The organism is Variovorax sp. EBFNA2 (assembly GCF_033802765.1).
Taxonomy (GTDB): domain Bacteria; phylum Pseudomonadota; class Gammaproteobacteria; order Burkholderiales; family Burkholderiaceae_C; genus Variovorax; species Variovorax paradoxus_H.
The window spans coordinates 2,368,718-2,386,690 of the sequence record NZ_CP138496.1; the positions used below are offsets into that span (position 1 = coordinate 2,368,718).

The following is a 17,973-nucleotide window of genomic DNA, read 5'->3' on the forward strand; positions in this document are numbered from 1 at the left end:
CGGAGCGCCCGGAATGTCTCTATCGCGCGGGGCACAGCGGCACGGGGCCCACGGCCCGCAAGAGCACGCGGCTCAGCCCCGGCGGAACAGCAGCACCGAGTTCGTGCCACCGAAGGCGAAGGAGTTGCTGATGGCGGCGTCGAGCGTGGGCGCGGCGCTGTCGCCGAGGGCGACGAGGTTCATCTGGCAGTCGGGGTCGATGGCGCTGCAGTTCGCGTTGGGCGGCAGCTCGCGCCGGTGCAGCGCCAGCACGGTGATCAGCGCCTCGATGGCCCCGGCCGCGCCCAGCATGTGGCCATGCAGTGCCTTGGTCGAGCTGACGCGCAGGGCGTCGAAGTCGCTGCCCCAGACCTCGGCCAGCGCGTTGCGCTCGACCACGTCGCCGATGCGCGTGGCCGTGCCGTGCGCGTTGCAGTAACCGACGTCGCGCGGCTGAAGTCCGGCCTGGCGCAGCGCGGCGCGCAGGGCGCGGGCCTGGCCCGGCGCGTCGGGCTTGGTGAGGTGGGTGGCGTCGCTGCTCAGGCCCCAGCCGGCCAGCGTGGCGTAGCGGCGGGCGCCGCGCGCGCGGGCGCGCTCGGCCGATTCAAGAATGAGGAAGGCCGAGCCTTCGCCGAGCGCAAAGCCGCTGCGGTCGGTGGCAAAGGGCCGTACCGCGCCGGCCGCTTCACCGGGCTGGAAGCCGGCCAGCGTCTGCATGGCCTGCCAGGCCAGCACCACGCCCGGGACGATCAGCGCTTCGCTGCCGCCCGCGATGGCGATGTCGACTTCGCCGCGCTGCACCGCCTTGGCGGCCTCGGCGATGGCCACCGACGACGAGGCGCAGGCGACCGAATACGTGAGCACCGGACCCAGCACGCCGTTGCGCATCGCCACGTGGGCCGCGGGCGCGTTGGGCATGAAGGCGGGAATGGTGAGCGGCGAGACGCGCCCGTTGCCGCGGTAGGCGGCTTCGAGCGCGGCGGCGCCGCCCATGCCGCAACCGGCGTAGACACCGACGCGCTCGGCATCGACGCCTGCATCGCTCATCGCCAGGCCGGCGTCGCGCAGTGCGAGGTCGGCGGCGGCCACGGCAAGCTGGCTCACGCGGTCGACGCCCGCGAGCTGCAGCTTGGTGAACCAGCGCGTCTCGTCGAAAGCGACCGTGGCGGCGGCGGCGGGTTTGGGGAGTTCGGGAAAAACCGGCGCGAGGGCCGAGCGGCCCTGCAACAGCGCATCGAACAGCGCGCCGGGCGCGTCGCCGTGGGGCGCCATGACGCCCAGTCCGGTGACGGCGACTTCGTGCGTGCTCACGCTGGCTTGGCGGCCCGGACCTTGTCGACCAGCTGCGCGAGCTCGGCCAGGGTGTCGATGGTCGCGTCTTCGTCGGGCATGGTGATGCCGAAATGGTCTTCGATGGCGAACAGGAATTCGGCCAGTGCCAGCGAATCGAGTCCGCCGGTTTCACGCATCGAGGCGTGGGGGTCGAGCTTGGACGGTTCGATGCCGTACTTCTCGTGGATCAGGTCCTGCAATTCCTTCAGCGAACTCATCTGCGATGCCTGTCGTCTTGTGCCGCCGTTGATCGATGGGCTGCCTGTCCCTTGCGGGTGGCGGGCCACGGGGTCGATCCCTTCCTCGCTCGGCCTGTGGTGAATGTGATCAATGGTGATTGATGATATCCGCTTCGATCCTAGGGAAATCCTCGGGTCAGCGATTCCCGGGACGCCAGCGCAGCGAGGGCAGCGCGAAGGCCAGCCCGAGCAGCGCGCCGGCCACCGCGTCGAGCACCACGTGCTGCTTGACCGCCAGCGTCGAATAGGCAATGGCGGCAAACCAGGCCCAGTTGATCGCCTGCAACAGCCACGGCGTGCGCGCCGCGCGCAGCACGTCGGCCAGCCGCACCGCGGTGAAGATGGCGACCGCCACGTGCATCGACGGGCAGGCGTTGCCCGCCGCGTCCACGCCCTGCAGCATCGCGAAGCCGGGGTAGCCCGAGACGTCGATGCTCAGCGGCGGGATCTGCGTCGGCCAGACATAGAAGAGGCCCAGGCCGCTCAGGCACAGCGCGCCGATCCACAGCCCGTAGACCACCAGCTCGCGAAAGGTGAGCTGCAGGCCCGGCGCAAAGCCCACGTACACCCACAGCGACAGGTAGGCGCCGAGCGTGTAGGGCTGGAACGGAATCAGGTGGTCCAGCGGCGTCAGCGGCATCACCGTGACCGGAAAGGCCGGGTTGCGCAGCAGGTGGAAGTAGCCGATGAAGAACAGCCAGGTGAAGGCCGTGGTGCCGACCGCCTTCAGCAGGAAGTGGCGGCGCATGCGCAGCCAGATGTCGGCGGTCCACGTTGCAGGCCGGGTCTCGGCCGCGATGTGCAGGGGGATCGGTGAGTGCATGGTGTCGGTCGCCGATCTTGCCAGAGCCCCATGACGTGCCCTGTCCATGCCCTGCGGCATCAAAGGGTGGCCGTTCGTTTCTTGTGCTGGAACGAGGTGGGCGAGCGCCCGGTGGCTGCCTTGAACATGGCACAGAAGGCGCTGTCGGTGGCGTAGCCGCTGGCCGACGCCACCTGGCTCACGGCCATGCCGCGTGCCAGCAGCGGCAGCGCATGCGCCATCACGGCCTGCTGGCGCCATTGCTGCCAGCTCATGCCGAGCTGGTCGCGAAACAGCCGCGCCACCGTGCGCTCGCTGGCACCGATGGCGGCGGCGCGCTCGGCCAGCGTGGCGCGGTCGGCGGGGTTGCGCAGCAGCGTCTCGCACAGCTGGCGCAGGCGCTTGTCGGAGGGCAGCGGCACGTCGATGCGGATCTGCGTGGCGCGTTCGACCTCGTCGACCAAGAGCGGCGCGATCATGCGTTCGCGCTGCGGCGCATGCGGGTCGGCCGGCGGCAGGCCGTCGGGCGTGGTGTCGAGCGCGAGCATCAGCGCGCGCAGCAGCGGGCTGATCTCGAGCACCTCGCACTTCTCCCAGGTGGGCGCGATCCAGGCGTGCAGGTAGACGGTGCGCAGCTCGGCGTCTTCGATCAGCGTGATGCTGTGCTGCATGTTGGCCGGCACCCAGAGCGCGCGCGACGGCGGCACGATGTAGCTGCCGTCCTGCGTGCTCAGGCGGATCACGCCGCGGGTCGAGAACGTGAGTTGCGGCCACGGGTGCTCGTGCAGTTCGACGAGCGTGTCGGCGCTTAAAAAGTGTTCCTTGGCGCGCAGCGGGCGCACGGCGTCGGGGGCGTACAGGTGCGGCGTGAGCGGGCCCACGCTGGTGGTCGGCGCGGTGGGCGTTCCGCGCGGCTTGGCGGGCTCGGAAGCGGGCAGGGCGGTCGGAACGGTCGGAGGAGCGGCGCTTGGCATGGTTTCGACAAATGTTGTCGCTGTATCGCCATTCTGCCGCGTCGCCGCCGCATAGCATCGCAGGTCCCCCGGGTTTTTTGTAGCAATCCATGTCATCCACTTCCACGCCGGCCGCGGCTTCCGGCCCCTCTTTGCGCAGCGACGCCCAACTGATCGGGCTGGTCGGCCTGGCGCATGCGGTGAGCCATTTCAGCCAGCTGATCCTGGCGCCGCTGTTTCCGTGGCTGAAGGATGCGTTCAACGTGAGCTACACCGAGCTGGGCGCGGTGCTCACCGTGTTCTTCGTGGTCTCGTGCATCGTGCAGGCGGCCTCGGGCTTCATCGTCGACAAGCTGGGCCCGCGCCCGGTGCTGTTCGTCGGGCTGGGCGCGCTGGGGCTCGCGGCCTTCGGCTACGCGATGGCGCAGAGCTACTGGATGCTGCTGGCGTGCGCCGTGGTCGGCGGCATCGGCAACGGCGTGTTCCATCCGGTCGACTACACGCTGTTCAACCGCAAGGTCGCACCGACGCGGCTGGGCCATGCCTACAGCGTGCACGGCATCACCGGCAGCCTGGGCTGGGCGCTGGCACCGGCCTTCGTGGTGCCGATCGCCATTGCCTTCTCGTGGCGCGTGGCGCTGGCCTCGGCCGGCGTGGTGGCGATCGTCGTGCTGCTGATCCTGTGGATCTACCGCAGCGTGCTGTCGCTCGACGCGGCGGCCGTGCACAAGGCCACGGGCCACGGCGAGCCCACGCCGGTCGGCGGCGAGTTCGACTTCCTGCGCATCCCGGCCGTGTGGATGTGCTTCGGCTTCTTCTTTTTCTATGCCGCCGTGATCAGCGTGGTGCAGACCTTCGCGCCCGTGGCCGCGGGCCACCTGCATGCGGTGCCGGTGGCGCTGGTGGCGGTGTGCCTCACGGTCTACATGGTCGCGAGCGCGGCCGGCATGGTGGTGGGCGGCTTCCTGGCCTCCGACCCCTCGCGCTGCGAGCGCATCGTGGGCGCGGGCTTTGGTGTGGCGGCGGCGCTGGCGCTGGTGCTGGCCTTCGCGCAGTTTCCGCCCGTGATGGTGCCGGTGCTGTTCGGCGCGATGGGTTTCGTCTCGGGCATCGCCGGGCCGTCGCGCGACCTGCTGGTGAAGAAGTCGACGCCGCCCAATGCCACGGGGCGCGTCTACGGCGTGGTGTACGCGGGCCTGGACATCGGCCAGGCCGTGGCGCCGCTGGTGTTCGGCCGCCTGATGGACGCCGGCCAGTACACCAGCGTGATCGTCGGCTTGGCGCTGGTGCAGGGCGTGCTGATCGCCAGCGCCTTCAATGTGCGGCGCGTGCGTCGCACGGCGCTGGTGCCTGCGTCGGCGTAGACCGCCGGAGGGCGGGGCGGCGGCCCCTATCATGGGCCGCATGCAAGCCTTGTATGTCTCTGTGATCGTCGGCGCTGTGCTGGCGGGGTTCGTGCAGGGCCTGTCGGGCTTTGCCTTCGGCATGGTCGCGATGTCTGTGTGGGCCTGGACGTTGGAGCCGCAGCTGGCCGCCGTGCTCGCGTTGTTCGGGGCGCTCACGGGGCAGGTGATCGCGGCGCTCACGGTGCGGCGGTCTTTCGACAAGCGCATCCTCTGGCCCTTCGTGCTTGGCGGCCTGGTCGGCGTGCCCTTCGGTGTCTGGCTGCTGCCGCACCTGGACATCGTGCTGTTCAAGGTGTGCCTGGGCACGCTGCTGGTGTTGTGGTGCCCGGCCATGCTGATGTCGCAGCACCTGCCGAAGATCACCTTTGGCGGCCGTGCGGCGGACGGTGTCGCGGGTGCCATCGGCGGCGTGATGGCGGGCATCGGCGGCTTCTCGGGTGTCGTGCCCACGTTGTGGTGCACGCTGCGCGGCTTCCAGCGCGACACGCAACGCGCCGTGATCCAGAACTTCAACCTCTCGATGCTGGCCGTGGCCTTTGCTGTGCATGTGGCGAGCGGGAGCATCGGGCGTTCGGTGGTGCCTCTTCTGGCATTGGTCGCGGCGGCTGTCGCGGTGCCGGTGTTGTTGGGGGCCCGGCTCTACATCGGGATCAGCGAGGTGGCGTTTCGCAAGATCGTGCTGAGCCTCCTGACCTTGTCGGGTATCGCGATGCTGGCGTCGGCGGTGCCCGCGTTGCTGCAACGCAGCTGACGCCCGCGCCGACGTAAAACGGCGCGCATCTTTTCAACGAAATTCGCTTGACCCTCTCGTAACGGCACGCTCTACGATGCCTTCAACTTGAGAGGGAAGGCATGTACCTGAGGATTGGCGAACTGGCCCGGCGCACCGGGCTGACCGTGCGCGCGCTGCGGCACTACGACGACATCGGCCTGCTGGTGCCGTCGCAGCGCTCGGACGGCGGCTACCGTCTCTACGACCGCAACGACGTCGCGCGGCTGTACCGCATCCAGGCGCTGCGCCGGCTCGACCTGTCGCTGGCCGAGATCCAGGGCCTGCTCGACCGCGCGGCCGACGGGCTGTCGGAGGTCGTGGCGCAGCAGCTGTCGCAGCTTGAACGCGAGATCACGCAGGCCACGGCATTGCGCACGCACCTGCTGACACTGCAGGCCCAGCTGCAGGCCCGCACCGAACCCGCCATCGACGACTGGCTCGTGGCGCTCGAGCGCACGGTCGCGGGCGCGAAGTATTTCAGCGATGACGAGCTCGGGCGGCTCCAGACCGGTCGCGACGGTTTCGCCGACGCGGTGGCACCCGAGCGCGCCGAGCTGACCGTTGTGCTCCGCGCGCTGGTCGCTGAAGGCGCCTCGCCGGAAAGCGCGCAGGCGCAGGCCCTCGCGCAGCGCTGGATCGCGCTGCTGCTCGAAGAAGCCGGCGGCGACGAAGCCCTGCTCATGCAGCTCTACGCCATGCACTGGAACGAGCCCGCGCTGCACTCGCTGACCGGTGTCGACCGCGCCGGCATGCAGTTCATCTCGCATGCGATGGCGTACGCGCGGCTGCAGCGCTACGCCGCGCATTGCGATGCTGCGGAGATGGCCTTGCTCGCGCAGCACTACGTCGCGCAGACCGACGCCTGGCCCCCGCTGATCGCCGATGTGCGACAGCAGATGCGGCAGGGTGCGGCGCCCGACAGCGCGCCGGTGCGCGTGCTGGCCGCGCGCTGGCAGGCGCTGTCCCTGGCCAAGGCCGGCGGCGATGCGGTACTGAACGCGAAGCTGCAGGAGGCCTTCCGCAGCGACCCCGCGCTGCGCGCCGGCTCGGGCATCGACGCGCCGCTGGCGGCCTACATCGGGCGCGCCATCGCGCAACTCGCCGACCCCCAATCCCTTTGAACGACCAGGAACTCCCAGTGACCGCCATGCCCCGGGCCAACGCCCATTTCTTTACCGGCAACTACGCCCCGCTCACCGAGGAGCACGACATCGCGGCCCTCGCCATCGACGGTGCGATGCCGCCGGAACTCTCGGGCACGCTCTACCGCGTGGGGCCGAGCCCGCAGCATGCGCCGCGCGACGACAACTACCACTGGTTTTCCGGCGACGGCATGGTGCACGCGTTTCACATCGATGGCGGTCAGGTGGCGTACCGCAACCGCTGGGCGCGCACGCCCAAGTGGCAACTGGAGCACGCGGCCGGGCGCGCGCTGTTCGGCTCCTTCGGCAACCCCGCGACCAGCGACCCGGCGGTGATCGGCCACAACAGCGGCACGGCCAACACCAGCATGCTCTGGCACGGCGGCCGGCTGTTCGCGCTCGAGGAATCGCACCAACCCTTCGAGCTTGACGCCTTCACGCTGGCGTCGAAAGGGCACCAGAGCTTCGGCGACCGCCTGACCACGCGCTGCACCGCGCATCCGAAGCACGACCCGCACAGCGGCGAGCTGCATTTCTTCGCCTACTCACCCGACGGCCCCGGCACGCCCGGCATGCGCTACGGCGTGATGGACAGCCAGTGCGAAGTGACCGAGCTGCAGGCCTTCGACGCGCCGTACGCCAGCATGGCGCACGACTTCATGCTGACGCGCGGGCACGTGCTCTTTCCGGTGATGCCGCTGACCACCAGCGTGGAGCGCGCGATGCGCGGCCTGCCGCTGCTGGCTTGGGAGGCCGACAAGCGGACCCACGTCGGCGTGATGCGGCGCGGCGCCGCGGTCGACACGATGCGCTGGTTCGAGACCGAGGCCTGCCACATGTTCCACGTCATGAACGCGTGGGACGAGGGCGACACCGTCGTCGCGCTCGTGATGCAGTCGGACGCCGCGCCCGGCCTGCCCGATGCGCAGGGCCGCCCCGGCGATCCGCACGCGATGGCCGCGCGGCTGTGCCGCTGGACCTTCGACCTGGCCGGCAGCGGCACAGGTTTCCGTCGCGAGTACCTCGACGATCTGGTGGGCGAGTTCCCGCGCATCGACGAGCGTTTCGCGGGCAGCCGCACCCGGTACGGCTTCTATGCCTGCCATGCCACCGCACGCGCGCGGGGCGATGCCGAGAGCGTGCTTTTCGACAGCCTTGCGCGCTGCGACCTGGAGACGGGCGAGCGCCACCTCCACACGCTGCCGCCGGGCGATGTCGTGTCGGAGCCGGTGTTCGTGCCGCGCGCACCGCACGCCGACGAAGGCGACGGCTGGCTCCTGGCCGTGGTCTGGCGCGAGAAGACCCGGCGCAGCGACCTGATCGTGCTCGATGCCCGCGACCTGCGCGCCGCGCCCGTTGCGACAGCCCGGCTGCCGCACCGCGTGCCGTTCGGCTTTCACGGCAATTGGCGGCCGAACGCGTAGCTGTCGGCGGGTCAGCGCGGCAGCGCCAGCGCGAACGGCAGGCTGGCCACGCCCAGGATGGTCGACAGCGTGACGAGCCCCGCCACATACGGCCCGTTGTAGCCCATGCGCGCCGCCAGCACATAGGCACTCGACGCGGTGGGCACGGCCGAGAAGGCCATCAACACCGCAGCCTGCGTCGCATCCAGCTTCAAGGCGAGCGACAACCCCCAGGCCACCAGCGGCAAGAAGAAATGCCGGATCGCCAGCACCGACACCGCCAGCGCCTTGCCGCGCCCCAGCGTCGCGAACTGCATGCCCGCGCCCGCCGCAAGCAGCCCCAACGCCAGCGAAGCCGCACCGATGCGCGTGAGCGTCGGCGTGAGCCAGGTCGGCACGGTGAGGCCCAGCACGTTGGCGATCAGGCCCGCCAGCGTCGCCACGATCAGCGGATTGCGCACCAGCTGTCGCACGAAGCCGGTCTGCGCATGGCGCGTCATCGGCCACACGGCGGCGATGTTGAACATCGGCACGCACACGCCGATCAGCACGGCGATCAGCAGCAGGCCCTCGGGCCCGGCCAGCCGCTCGGCCAGCGCCAGGCAGATGAAGGAGTTGAAGCGGAACGCGATCTGCGCGCTGGCGGCGTGGTCGTGCCGGTCGATGTGCGTGCGCAGGCCCGGCACGAAGGGCAGGGCGTACGCCATCGCGATGCCGGCCAGCCCGACGCCGACGCCCGCGGTCAGCAGGCTCGACGTGGCACCAAAGTCGAGCGGGCTGCGCACGATCGAATGGAACAGCAGGACAGGAAATAGAAAGTAATACACCAGGCTCTCGACCTGGTCCCACACGCGGCGGTCGAGCGCGGTGTAGCGGCACAGGAGCCAGCCGATGGCGATGAGGGAGAAGTCGGGGAAGAGCAGCTGTGCGTAGTTCACCGCTTCGAGCATAAACCGCCACAACTGTGGGTATTCCACAGCATGAAGGAAAGCCCCGACCCGCTAGCATCCGGGCTTCGCTTTTTTCCGGCCCCGGCCGGTCCCGTCTAGTCAAGGAGTTATCGATGCAACGTCGTCAATGGAGCGCGCTTGCGGGCGCCGCCGTGCTGGTCGCAGCGGCAGGTCAGAGTTTCGCGCAGGGCTATCCCACCAAGCCGGTCGAGCTGAGCGTGCCGTTCGCACCCGGCGGCACGACGGACATCGTGGCGCGCGTGATCGCCGACCCGCTGGGCAAGGTGCTGGGCCAGCCCGTGGTGGTGATCAACCGCGCCGGTGGCGGCGGCATCGTGGGCGCGGCCGAAACCGCGCGCGCGCCGGCCGACGGCTACAAGCTGGGCGTGGCGACGGTGTCGAGCACGGCGGCCAACCCGGCCATCAACCCGAAGACGCCATACGACCCGATCACCGACTTCACGCCGATCGTCAACATCGCGGCCACGCCGAACGTGATCGCCGTGAACCCGAGCTTCCCCGCCAAGAACTACGCCGAGTTCGTGGCCGAGCTGAAGAAGAACCCGGGCAAGTATTCGTACGCCTCGTCGGGCACGGGCGGCATCGGCCACCTGCTGATGGAGCTGTACAAGAGCCTGACCACCACCTTCGTCACGCACATCCCGTACCGCGGCGCGGGCCCGGCGCTGAACGACGTGGTGGCCGGCCAGGTGCCGATCATCTTCGACAACCTGCCCTCGGCGATGCCCTTCATCCAGAGCGGCCGCCTGGTGCCGATCGTGGTGTCGGCGCCGACGCGCGTGGCCGGCCTGCCGAACGTGCCGACCTTCAAGGAAGTCGGCCTGGAGCCGGTGAACCGCATGGCCTACTACGGCATCCTCGGCCCCAAGGGCCTGCCGAAGGAAGTGGTCGACAAGATCAACGCCGGCGTGAAGAAGGCGGTGGAAGATCCGGCCGTGAAGAAGCGCATCGAAGACACCGGCTCGCTGATCGTGGCCAACTCGCCCGACCAGTTCGCCGCGCAGATCAAGGCCGAGTTCGACGTGTACAAGCAGGTCGTGAAGAAGCAGAACCTCAAGCTCGACTGATCGGCTTCGCTTCCCCTGAAAGCCGCCCGCGTTCCGGGCGGCTTTTTCTTTTGTTATCTTGCACCGCATGACCGAGGCCGCCGCCGCTCCCCCCACCGCCGACATCGACACCTTCATCGACGCCCTCTGGCTCGAGGACGGGCTGTCGAAGAACACGCTGGCCGCCTACCGCCGCGACCTCGCGCTGTTCGCGCAGTGGCTGCGCGAACAGCGGGGCGGCATGGGCCTCGACGCCGCACGCGAGACCGACCTGCAGGCCTACATGGGCGTGCGCCTGTCCACGAAGGGCAAGGCGACCTCGGCGAACCGCCGGCTCACGGTGTTCAAGCGCTACTACCGCTGGGCGCTGCGCGAACGCCGCATCACGGCCGACCCGAGCATCCGCCTCATGCCCGCGCGCCAGATGCCGCGCGCGATCAAGACGCTGTCGGAGAAGCAGGTCGACGACCTGCTGGCCGCGCCCGATGTCGAGAGCCCGCTCGGCCTGCGCGACCGCGCGATGCTGGAGCTGATGTACGCAAGCGGCCTGCGCGTGAGCGAGCTGGTGGCGTTGAAGGTGATCGACATGAGCCTCAACGACGGCGTGCTGCGCGTGCTCGGCAAGGGCAACAAGGAACGCCTCGTGCCCTTCGGCGGCGAGGCGCGGCGCTGGATCGAGCGCTACCTCGACGAATCGCGCCCCGTGATCCTCGACGGCCAGCAGACGCCCGACCTGTTCGTGACCGCGCGCGGCGCGGGCATGACGCGCGTGATGTTCTGGGTCATCGTGAAGAAGCAGGCGGCTGCAGCGGGCATCCACGTGCCGCTGTCGCCGCACACGCTGCGCCATGCGTTCGCCACGCACCTGCTGAACCATGGCGTCGATCTGCGCGCGGTGCAGCTGCTGCTGGGGCACGCCGACATCTCGACCACCACCATCTACACGCACGTGGCGCGTGAGCGCCTGAAGCAGCTGCACGCGCAGCACCATCCGCGCGGCTGACGCAGCGGTCGTTCGTTCAGCTCTTGCGCTTGCGCGCTTCGATGGCGGGCACCAGCGTGTCGTAGAAGGCGCTGACCATGCGCATCTCGCGCCGCTCGGCCAGGCACAGCACGTGGGCGTAGGTAAAAATTTCGGTGTCGCTGAAGCCGACCATGTGCAGGTTGGGCCCCGGCACAAACTCCACGCCCGACACGGCCGCGATGCCCAGGCCTTGCGCCACGGCTTCGCGGATCACCTCGCGGCTGCTGATCTCCATCACCACGTCGACCTCGACCTTGGCTTTCGCGAGCGCCAGTTCGAGCGCCTTGCGCGTGGTCGATCCTTGCTCGCGCAGGATGAGCCGTTCGCCCTGCAGCTCCGCGAGCCGGATGTTGCGCCGCTTCGCAAAGCGGTGCGTGGAGGGCACGAACATCACGACCGGGTGCTGGCTGAAGGGCACCGACAGAAAGCGGTCGTCGCGCACCAGCTGCGCGAGCACGCCGACATCGGCGCTGTAGTCGAGCAGTCGGTCGAGCACGTCCTGTGAATTGCCGGTGCTCACCGTGACCTTCACGTCGGGGTAGCGCAGGCTGAAGTCGACCAGCATCTTCGTCACGTGGTACGGCCCCACGGCCGCCACGCGCAGGTGGCCGGTGCGCAGCGTGCCGGCGTCGCCGAGCAGTGCCACCGCATCGCCTTCGAGGCTGAAGATCTGCTGCGCGAGCTGCATGAGCTGTTCGCCGATTTCGGTGAGCTGCACGCGCCGGCCGCGCCGATGGAAGAGCTCGACCTGGTAGGCCTCTTCGAGAAAACGCACCTGCGTGGTGATGGTGGGCTGGCTCACGTGCAGGTGCTCGGCAGCCCGCGTGAAGCTGCCTTCGCGGGCCACGGCATAGAAGGAACGCAGCTGGGTGAGGCGCATCGCGGGAGCCTTTCTGATCTATAGGTTCAGTATATAGATCATCGAAAAAAATTGAATTGGATCGATATGAGTACCAGTGATGTACTCGCGCTCAAGACGGACCAGGCCCCGACAGAAATGCGCCGGACGTCCCGAATCCTCACGCTGTCATCACCATGACACGCACGACTGGAAGACTCGAGACGGGTACTTTTGCCCTTCGAAACGACCTGAGGATTCCATGCAACGCAGACCACTGGAGACAACCATGATGAAGCGTAGAAAGTTGCTGCTCGGCACTGCCGCCGTGACAGCGTCCGCCTTCGTGCCGATGGCACGGGCACAGCAGGTTCTCACTGTCGGGCTGATTCCTTCCGAGGACTCGCGCGCCATGATTGCCAACAGCCAGGCCATGATGGACATGCTGTCCAAGGCCCTCGGTTTCGCGGTCAAGCCCTTCGTGGCGGCCGACTACAACGGGGTGATCGAAGCGCTGCGTTCCAAGCGGCTCGACGTGGCCTACCTCGGCCCCTTCTCTTATGTGCTGGGCACCACGGTGGCCGACATCGAGGCCTTTGCAGTGGCCGAGACCAAGAAGGCCGGGCGCTCCTACTATCACAGCCAGATCGTGACCCACAAGGACACCGGCATCAAGACGGTGGCCGACCTCAAGGGCAAGACCTTCGCCTTCGTCGACCCCAGCTCCACCTCGGGCCATCTGTTCCCGAAGGCCGGCCTCATCAAGGTGGGCTTCAACCCCGACAAGGATTTCGGCCGCGTGATCTTCTCGGGCTCGCATGACTCGAGCGCGATCGCGGTGCAGAACAAGAAGGTGGACGCCGCGGCCATCGCCGACCGCATCCTCGACGCTGCCGTGTCCAAGGGCCTGGTCAAGCGCGAAGACCTGGTCGAGGTCTGGAAGTCGGAGCCGATTCCCGAGTCGCCCACCGTGTGGCGCAAGGACCTGCCCGCCGACCTGAAGGCGCGCGTGCAGGCCGCCTTCCTGCAGGTCAAAGACATCCCCTGGTCAGACCAGGGCCTGCTCAACGGTTTCCACCCGACCAACGACGCGGCCTACAACATCATCCGCGACACGGCCAAGGTGCTGAACCTCGACCTGAGGAAGATGAAATGATCGAGATCCGCGGGCTGTGCAAGCGCTACGGCGACTTCACTGCGCTTCACCGTGTCGACCTCACGGTGGCCAAGGGTGAGTTCGTCGTCATCCTCGGTGCGTCGGGTGCGGGCAAGTCCACGCTGCTGCGTTGCATCAACCACCTGGCCGAGCCGAGCGAAGGCGAGATCCACGTCGACGGCGAGCGCTCGCGCGGCGACCGCGCCGGGCTGCGCAAGGTGCGCCGCGACGTCGCGATGATCTTCCAGCACTACAACGTGGTGCCGCGCCTGTCGGTGCTCAAGAACGTGCTGACGGGGCGGCTGGGTTCCATGCCTGCGCTGCTGTCGTGGTTCCAGGTGTTCCCCTCGAAGGACATCGCCATCGCCCGCGAATGCCTGCGCCGCGTCGAGCTCGACCACAAGGCCGACCTGCGCACCGACACGCTCTCGGGCGGACAGAAGCAGCGCGTGGGCATTGCCCGTGCGCTGGCGCAGAAACCCAAGGTGATCCTGGCCGACGAGCCCGTGGCCAGCCTCGACCCGAAGACCTCGCGCAAGGTGCTCAACTACCTGAAGCAGGCCAGCCGGCAGGACGGCATCACGGTGATCTGCAACCTGCACCAGGTCGACTACGCGCGCGAGTTCGCGCAGCGCGTGATCGGCGTGGCGGCCGGGCGCATCGTGTTCGAAGGCCGGCCCGACGAACTGACCGAGGAGGTGCTGCACCTCATCTATCCGGGGGGCGTGGAAGAGGGCACCGAAGCCGCTGTTGCAGGCGCAGAGCCTGCAACGCCGGCCGTGCCCGCCGCGGCCCTGCATGCGGTGCCGGCGCGCACCGCCCCGCAACTCGCCATGGAGCAATCATGATCGCCATCGGACGCTTCAACGTGCTGATCGCCAAGAGCGGCGGCAACCCCGGCTGGTGGAAGTACGCCGTGGCCGTGTTCGCCGGCATCGGCGTGCTCTGGTGGGCCGCCATCGGCAGCCAGGTGAGCTTCAGCGAACTCGGCAAGGGCATGCCCTGGATCGGCGACTTCCTCGGACGCATGCTGCCGCCCAACTGGGAGTTCATGCAGAAGCTCGTCGGCCCCGCCATCGAGACCGTGCAGATCGCGCTGTGGGGCACGCTGCTCGCGGTGATTCTTGCGGTGCCGCTGTGCTTCTTCGCGGCGCGCAACATCTCGCCGAACATCGCCGTGTTCCATGCGATGCGGCAGGTGCTCAACATCACGCGCGGCATCAACGAGATCATCCTGGCGCTGATCTTCGTGGCGGCCGTCGGCCTGGGTCCGTTCCCCGGCGTGCTGGCACTGGCGCTGCATGGCGCGGGCATGCTCGGCAAGTTCTTCGCCGAGTCGATCGAGGAGATCGACCAGGGCCCGATCGAGGCGCTGCGCGCCACCGGCGCCGGGCCGATCCAGACCATCATCTTCGGCGTCATTCCGCAGGTGGTCACCGCGTGGATCGGCGTGATCGTCTACCGCTTCGAGACCAATCTGCGCCAGGCCACCGTGCTGGGCATGGTGGGCGCGGGCGGCATCGGCTTCGAGCTCGTGGGCAGCATGAAGCTGTTCCAGTACCAGGACACGGCCACCTGCATCCTGGTGATCGTCGTGATGGTGATGACGGCCGACTACCTCTCGACGCGGCTGCGCAGCTGGATCCAGCAGGGCGCGCACCGATGACCCGCTCGCGCTTCGCGTCCCTGCCCGCGGCGTTCGCCGCTTCCTGAAGAAACCCCTCCATGAGCGCCAACTACCACAACCCCGTGCACAGCGTGTACGGGGCAGGGGCCCTGCTGTCCCTGCCGAAGCTGCTCGAAGGCCGGCGCGCCGCGCTGGTGACCTTTCCCGAGGCACGCGCGCTCGGGCTGCGCGACCGGCTGGAGGCGGTGCTCGGCGATGCGCTGGCCTGCACGCTCGACCAGACGCGACCCAACCCCGACGTGGCGGAACTGGCCGAGACCTATGAATGGTTCTGGCGCACGCATGCCGACGTCGAGGTGATCGTCGCGGTCGGCGGCGGCAGCGCCATCGACACCGCGAAGGCGCTGATGGTGGCCGACGACCACGGGCGCTTCGCCGACCTGGTGGCGGGGCTCGCGGGCGAGCGGCCTTTCGTGGCCACGCGCCACAAGACGCTCATCGCCGTGCCCACGACGGCCGGCACGGGCAGCGAGGTCACGCCCTGGGCCACCATCTGGGACCGCGAGCGGCAGAAGAAGTACTCGCTGCATCTGCCGCAGACCTGGCCGAGCCACGCCATCATCGACCCCGAGCTGATGCTGTCGCTGCCGGCGGCGGTCACGCTGCAGAGTGGGCTCGATGCGCTGTCGCATGCGCTCGAGGCGATCTGGAACGTCAACGCCAATCCGATGTCCGACACCTTCGCCGTGGCGGCCGTGCAGGACACGCTGGAGGTGCTGCCGCAGCTCATGGGCCGGCTCGACGACGTCGAACTGCGCGGGCGCATGGCGCTCGCGGCGCTGAAGGCGGGCATGGCGTTTTCCAACACCAAGACCGCGCTCGCGCATTCGATCTCGTACGAGATGACGCTGCGCTACGGCCTGCCGCACGGCATCGCCTGCTCGTTCCCGCTGCCGATGGTGCTGGCGCGGGCCATCGGACGTCGGCCCGACCGCGACGCGGTGCTGGCGCAGGCATTGCGCATGCCGCTGGCCGAGGCGCCGGCGCAGCTTGCAGCCTTCATCGAATCGCTGGGCGTGAAGACGCGCTTCGCCGATTACGGCGTGGGCGAGGACGAGGCGCGCGAGATGCTGCGCCATGCGCAGGGCGGGGCGCGCGGGCGCAACTTCATCGGCAACGATGTGGAGGCGCAGGAAGCCTGAGAACGCGCGCGCCGGAGGTCCGGCGATGTTTCAGAATGGACGCTCTTATCAAGAGGCATCGAGAGACATCCATGAACCTTCGCAGACTCTGCACCGGCCTCGCGCTGGCCACGACCGCCACGCTGGCCATGGCCCAGGGCTATCCCACCGCCAAGCCCATCCGCCTGATCGTCGGCTACCCGCCCGGCGGCGGCATCGATTTCGCGGCGCGCACGGTGCAGGTGCCGCTGCAGGAGGCGCTCAAGCAGCAGCTGGTGGTCGACTACAAGCCCGGCGCGAGCGGCATGATCGCGGCGACCGAGCTCACGCGCCAGCCGGCCGACGGCTACACGCTGCTGCTGGCCAACACCGGCCCCTTCGCCATCGCGCCGTACCTGCAGAGCAAGCCGCCGTACGACCCGATCAAGCAGTTCACCTACATCGGCCAGATCAGCCAGGGCAGCTACATCGCGGTGACGCGGCCCGACCATCCGGCGAAGAACCTCAAGGAGTTCGTGGCGTGGGCCAAGGGCCAGCCCGGCAAGGTCAACTTCGCCTCGGGCGGCAACGGCACTTCGACGCACCTGAACGGCGAACTCATGAACCAGGTGACGGGCCTGGACATGACGCACGTGCCGTACAAGGGCAGCGCGCCTGCGGTGCAAGACCTGCTCGGCGGGCAGACGCAGATCCTCATCGACGCGGGCAGCGTGCTGCTGCCGCAGGTGAAGGGCGGCAAGCTCAAGGCGCTGGCTGTGACCGGCCCGGTGCGCGATCCGCAACTGCCCGATGTGCCGACCGTGAAGGAACTGGGCCTCGCGGGCATGGAGTCGGTCGGTTTCCAGGGGCTGGTCGGCCCGGCCAACATGCCCAAGGACGTGGTCGATCGCCTGTCGGCTGAACTCGCGAAAGCGCTGGCGACACCGGAGATCAAGGCCAAGTTCGCGACGGCCGGTGCCGAGGTGCATCCGCTCGGCCCGGCGGCGTTTGCGGCTTTCGTCAAGGCGGACAATGAGAAATGGTCCAGGCTGATCCGCGAGCGCAAGCTGCAGCTGGACTGACCGATCTTTCTTCTTCTTTTCGACGCATGCCTTTCATCGACACCATGAACTTCCTCGCCGCCTCCAAGCACTCGCGCCGCACCACGACCCGGCTGCTCGCCGCCGCGGCGCTGTGCGCGGCCAGCGGCGCGCATGCGCAGGCCGTGCCGCGCACCGTGCGGCTCATCGTGGCCTACCCGGCGGGCGGCGTGAGCGACGTGGTCGCCCGCGCGCTTGGCGACCGGCTCGCCACGCAGCTGGGCACCACGGTGATCGTCGACAACCGCGCAGGCGCGAGCGGCGCCATCGGCATGGACGCTGTGGCCAAGGCCGCGCCCGACGGCGCGACGCTGGGCTTCTCGGCCATCAGCCCGCTGGTGCTGAGCCCGCACCTGGGCAAGCTGCCGTTCGATCCGCTGAAGGACATCGTGCCGGTGGCCAGCGTGATGTATTCGCCCGTGCTGCTGGTCGCCACGCCCGCCAGCAAGGCGAAGGACTTTCGTGCGCTGATTGCCGAAGCCAAGGCGCAGCCCGGCACCGTGCGCTGGGCCACGTCGGGGCCGGCCTCGCTCGGGCACATCGTGCTCGAGCAGGTGCGCGCGACGGCCGGCGTGGACATCACGCACGTGCCGTACAAGGGCGGCGGTCAGCAGCTCAACGATGCGCTGAGCGGGCAGTTCGAAATCCTGTCGACCAACGCCAGCCCGACGCTGTCGGCGCACATCCAGTCGGGCAAGCTGCGCCCGCTGGCGGCCGGCGCGCCCGCGCGGCTCGAGAGCCTGCCGCAGGTGCCCACGCTGGCCGAGCTGGGCTACAGCGCGGCCAACATCCATTCGCTGTTCGGCGTGTTCGCGCCCGCAGGAACGCCGGCGGCACTGGTCGCGAAGTACAACGCAGAGATCAACAAGGCGCTCGCCAGCCCCGAGCTGCGCGCCAAGCTCACGGCCACCGACAACGTGCCCGCCACGGGCACGCCGGCTGCCTTCGCGAAGGAAATCGCCAGCGAGTTCGAGAGCAACGGCCGCATCGTGAAGGCCGCGGGCATCAAGGCCGATTGACCCC

General features: G+C 68.8%; 18 protein-coding genes. 12 read left to right on the forward strand and 6 right to left on the reverse strand.

Annotated features, from left to right (window positions below):
• Positions 1 to 72 precede the first annotated feature (72 nt).
• From RZE79_RS11010 to RZE79_RS11025, 4 genes are all read right to left on the reverse strand, one after another.
• The gene (locus tag RZE79_RS11010) at positions 73 to 1,251 is read right to left on the reverse strand and encodes a beta-ketoacyl synthase (RefSeq protein WP_373696569.1); all 1,179 of its coding nucleotides are present in this window, start codon (positions 1,249 to 1,251) and stop codon (positions 73 to 75) included.
• Between the two features lie 35 nt (positions 1,252 to 1,286).
• A complete protein-coding gene (locus RZE79_RS11015; RefSeq protein ID WP_099796257.1) occupies positions 1,287 to 1,529 on the reverse strand; it encodes an acyl carrier protein in 243 nt (80 codons plus the stop codon).
• A 157-nt stretch (positions 1,530 to 1,686) separates the two neighbouring features.
• A complete protein-coding gene (locus RZE79_RS11020; RefSeq protein ID WP_319360439.1) occupies positions 1,687 to 2,373 on the reverse strand; it encodes a phosphatase PAP2 family protein in 687 nt (228 codons plus the stop codon).
• 59 nt (positions 2,374 to 2,432) lie between these two features.
• On the reverse strand, positions 2,433 to 3,326 hold the full coding sequence (locus RZE79_RS11025; protein WP_319360440.1) for a helix-turn-helix transcriptional regulator: 894 nt from the start codon (positions 3,324 to 3,326) through the stop codon (positions 2,433 to 2,435).
• An 89-nt stretch (positions 3,327 to 3,415) separates the two neighbouring features.
• On the opposite strand from RZE79_RS11025, the gene RZE79_RS11030 reads away from it, so the two are divergent.
• From RZE79_RS11030 to RZE79_RS11045, 4 genes are all read left to right on the forward strand, one after another.
• Complete coding sequence (locus RZE79_RS11030) at positions 3,416 to 4,669, forward strand: MFS transporter (RefSeq protein ID WP_319360441.1); 1,254 nt, start codon at positions 3,416 to 3,418, stop codon at positions 4,667 to 4,669.
• A 40-nt stretch (positions 4,670 to 4,709) separates the two neighbouring features.
• Positions 4,710 to 5,462, forward strand: a complete 753-nt coding sequence (locus tag RZE79_RS11035; RefSeq protein ID WP_319360442.1) for a sulfite exporter TauE/SafE family protein — start codon at positions 4,710 to 4,712, stop codon at positions 5,460 to 5,462.
• A gap of 101 nt (positions 5,463 to 5,563) precedes the next feature.
• The gene (locus tag RZE79_RS11040) at positions 5,564 to 6,604 is read left to right on the forward strand and encodes a MerR family transcriptional regulator (RefSeq protein ID WP_319360443.1); all 1,041 of its coding nucleotides are present in this window, start codon (positions 5,564 to 5,566) and stop codon (positions 6,602 to 6,604) included.
• 26 nt (positions 6,605 to 6,630) lie between these two features.
• Positions 6,631 to 8,049: a carotenoid oxygenase family protein gene (locus RZE79_RS11045; RefSeq protein ID WP_319361151.1), complete on the forward strand. Its 1,419-nt coding sequence runs from the start codon at positions 6,631 to 6,633 to the stop codon at positions 8,047 to 8,049.
• An 11-nt stretch (positions 8,050 to 8,060) separates the two neighbouring features.
• Here the strand turns inward: RZE79_RS11045 and RZE79_RS11050 are convergent, their stop codons facing one another.
• Positions 8,061 to 8,978: an AEC family transporter gene (locus RZE79_RS11050; RefSeq protein WP_153285029.1), complete on the reverse strand. Its 918-nt coding sequence runs from the start codon at positions 8,976 to 8,978 to the stop codon at positions 8,061 to 8,063.
• A 113-nt stretch (positions 8,979 to 9,091) separates the two neighbouring features.
• Here RZE79_RS11050 and RZE79_RS11055 point away from each other — a divergent pair, with 113 nt between their 5' ends.
• Complete coding sequence (locus RZE79_RS11055) at positions 9,092 to 10,066, forward strand: tripartite tricarboxylate transporter substrate binding protein BugE (RefSeq protein WP_319360444.1); 975 nt, start codon at positions 9,092 to 9,094, stop codon at positions 10,064 to 10,066.
• Positions 10,067 to 10,133: 67 nt separating this feature from the next.
• On the forward strand, positions 10,134 to 11,048 hold the full coding sequence (gene xerD / locus RZE79_RS11060; protein WP_159272478.1) for a site-specific tyrosine recombinase XerD: 915 nt from the start codon (positions 10,134 to 10,136) through the stop codon (positions 11,046 to 11,048).
• 16 nt (positions 11,049 to 11,064) lie between these two features.
• On the opposite strand, the gene RZE79_RS11065 is transcribed toward xerD, so the two are convergent.
• Positions 11,065 to 11,949 (reverse strand): LysR substrate-binding domain-containing protein, encoded by an 885-nt coding sequence (locus RZE79_RS11065; protein ID WP_153285026.1) that lies wholly within the window; start codon positions 11,947 to 11,949, stop codon positions 11,065 to 11,067.
• Between the two features lie 250 nt (positions 11,950 to 12,199).
• Between RZE79_RS11065 and phnD the strand changes: the two genes are divergently transcribed.
• From phnD to RZE79_RS11095, 6 genes are all read left to right on the forward strand, one after another.
• Positions 12,200 to 13,063, forward strand: coding sequence for a phosphonate ABC transporter substrate-binding protein (phnD, locus tag RZE79_RS11070; protein ID WP_153286144.1), 864 nt, complete (start codon positions 12,200 to 12,202; stop codon positions 13,061 to 13,063).
• Complete coding sequence (phnC, locus tag RZE79_RS11075) at positions 13,060 to 13,911, forward strand: phosphonate ABC transporter ATP-binding protein (RefSeq protein ID WP_319360445.1); 852 nt, start codon at positions 13,060 to 13,062, stop codon at positions 13,909 to 13,911. The genes phnD and phnC overlap by 4 nt, the downstream gene beginning before the upstream one ends.
• On the forward strand, positions 13,908 to 14,729 hold the full coding sequence (gene phnE / locus RZE79_RS11080; RefSeq protein WP_319360446.1) for a phosphonate ABC transporter, permease protein PhnE: 822 nt from the start codon (positions 13,908 to 13,910) through the stop codon (positions 14,727 to 14,729). The genes phnC and phnE overlap by 4 nt, the downstream gene beginning before the upstream one ends.
• A 59-nt stretch (positions 14,730 to 14,788) precedes the next feature.
• Entirely contained in the window at positions 14,789 to 15,892 is a 1,104-nt protein-coding gene (psrA, locus tag RZE79_RS11085) for an iron-containing alcohol dehydrogenase PsrA (protein WP_319360447.1), read from the forward strand.
• Between the two features lie 71 nt (positions 15,893 to 15,963).
• Complete coding sequence (locus tag RZE79_RS11090; protein WP_319360448.1) at positions 15,964 to 16,932, forward strand: tripartite tricarboxylate transporter substrate binding protein; 969 nt, start codon at positions 15,964 to 15,966, stop codon at positions 16,930 to 16,932.
• A 44-nt stretch (positions 16,933 to 16,976) separates the two neighbouring features.
• Positions 16,977 to 17,969, forward strand: a complete 993-nt coding sequence (locus RZE79_RS11095; protein ID WP_319361155.1) for a tripartite tricarboxylate transporter substrate binding protein — start codon at positions 16,977 to 16,979, stop codon at positions 17,967 to 17,969.
• Positions 17,970 to 17,973: the final 4 nt, after the last annotated feature.

What these genes read in the sequence shown, in the direction of transcription:
- RZE79_RS11010 (WP_373696569.1), bottom strand. Translation starts at nt 1,251, where the DNA reads ATGGCGCCCCACGGCGACGCGCCCGGCGCGCTGTTCGATGCGCTGTTG.
- RZE79_RS11015 (WP_099796257.1), bottom strand. Translation starts at nt 1,529, where the DNA reads ATGAGTTCGCTGAAGGAATTGCAGGACCTGATCCACGAGAAGTACGGC.
- RZE79_RS11020 (WP_319360439.1), bottom strand. Translation starts at nt 2,373, where the DNA reads ATGCACTCACCGATCCCCCTGCACATCGCGGCCGAGACCCGGCCTGCA.
- RZE79_RS11025 (WP_319360440.1), bottom strand. Translation starts at nt 3,326, where the DNA reads ATGCCAAGCGCCGCTCCTCCGACCGTTCCGACCGCCCTGCCCGCTTCC.
- RZE79_RS11030 (WP_319360441.1), top strand. Translation starts at nt 3,416, where the DNA reads ATGTCATCCACTTCCACGCCGGCCGCGGCTTCCGGCCCCTCTTTGCGC.
- RZE79_RS11035 (WP_319360442.1), top strand. Translation starts at nt 4,710, where the DNA reads ATGCAAGCCTTGTATGTCTCTGTGATCGTCGGCGCTGTGCTGGCGGGG.
- RZE79_RS11040 (WP_319360443.1), top strand. Translation starts at nt 5,564, where the DNA reads ATGTACCTGAGGATTGGCGAACTGGCCCGGCGCACCGGGCTGACCGTG.
- RZE79_RS11045 (WP_319361151.1), top strand. Translation starts at nt 6,631, where the DNA reads ATGCCCCGGGCCAACGCCCATTTCTTTACCGGCAACTACGCCCCGCTC.
- RZE79_RS11050 (WP_153285029.1), bottom strand. Translation starts at nt 8,978, where the DNA reads ATGCTCGAAGCGGTGAACTACGCACAGCTGCTCTTCCCCGACTTCTCC.
- RZE79_RS11055 (WP_319360444.1), top strand. Translation starts at nt 9,092, where the DNA reads ATGCAACGTCGTCAATGGAGCGCGCTTGCGGGCGCCGCCGTGCTGGTC.
- xerD (WP_159272478.1), top strand. Translation starts at nt 10,134, where the DNA reads ATGACCGAGGCCGCCGCCGCTCCCCCCACCGCCGACATCGACACCTTC.
- RZE79_RS11065 (WP_153285026.1), bottom strand. Translation starts at nt 11,949, where the DNA reads ATGCGCCTCACCCAGCTGCGTTCCTTCTATGCCGTGGCCCGCGAAGGC.
- phnD (WP_153286144.1), top strand. Translation starts at nt 12,200, where the DNA reads ATGAAGCGTAGAAAGTTGCTGCTCGGCACTGCCGCCGTGACAGCGTCC.
- phnC (WP_319360445.1), top strand. Translation starts at nt 13,060, where the DNA reads ATGATCGAGATCCGCGGGCTGTGCAAGCGCTACGGCGACTTCACTGCG.
- phnE (WP_319360446.1), top strand. Translation starts at nt 13,908, where the DNA reads ATGATCGCCATCGGACGCTTCAACGTGCTGATCGCCAAGAGCGGCGGC.
- psrA (WP_319360447.1), top strand. Translation starts at nt 14,789, where the DNA reads ATGAGCGCCAACTACCACAACCCCGTGCACAGCGTGTACGGGGCAGGG.
- RZE79_RS11090 (WP_319360448.1), top strand. Translation starts at nt 15,964, where the DNA reads ATGAACCTTCGCAGACTCTGCACCGGCCTCGCGCTGGCCACGACCGCC.
- RZE79_RS11095 (WP_319361155.1), top strand. Translation starts at nt 16,977, where the DNA reads ATGAACTTCCTCGCCGCCTCCAAGCACTCGCGCCGCACCACGACCCGG.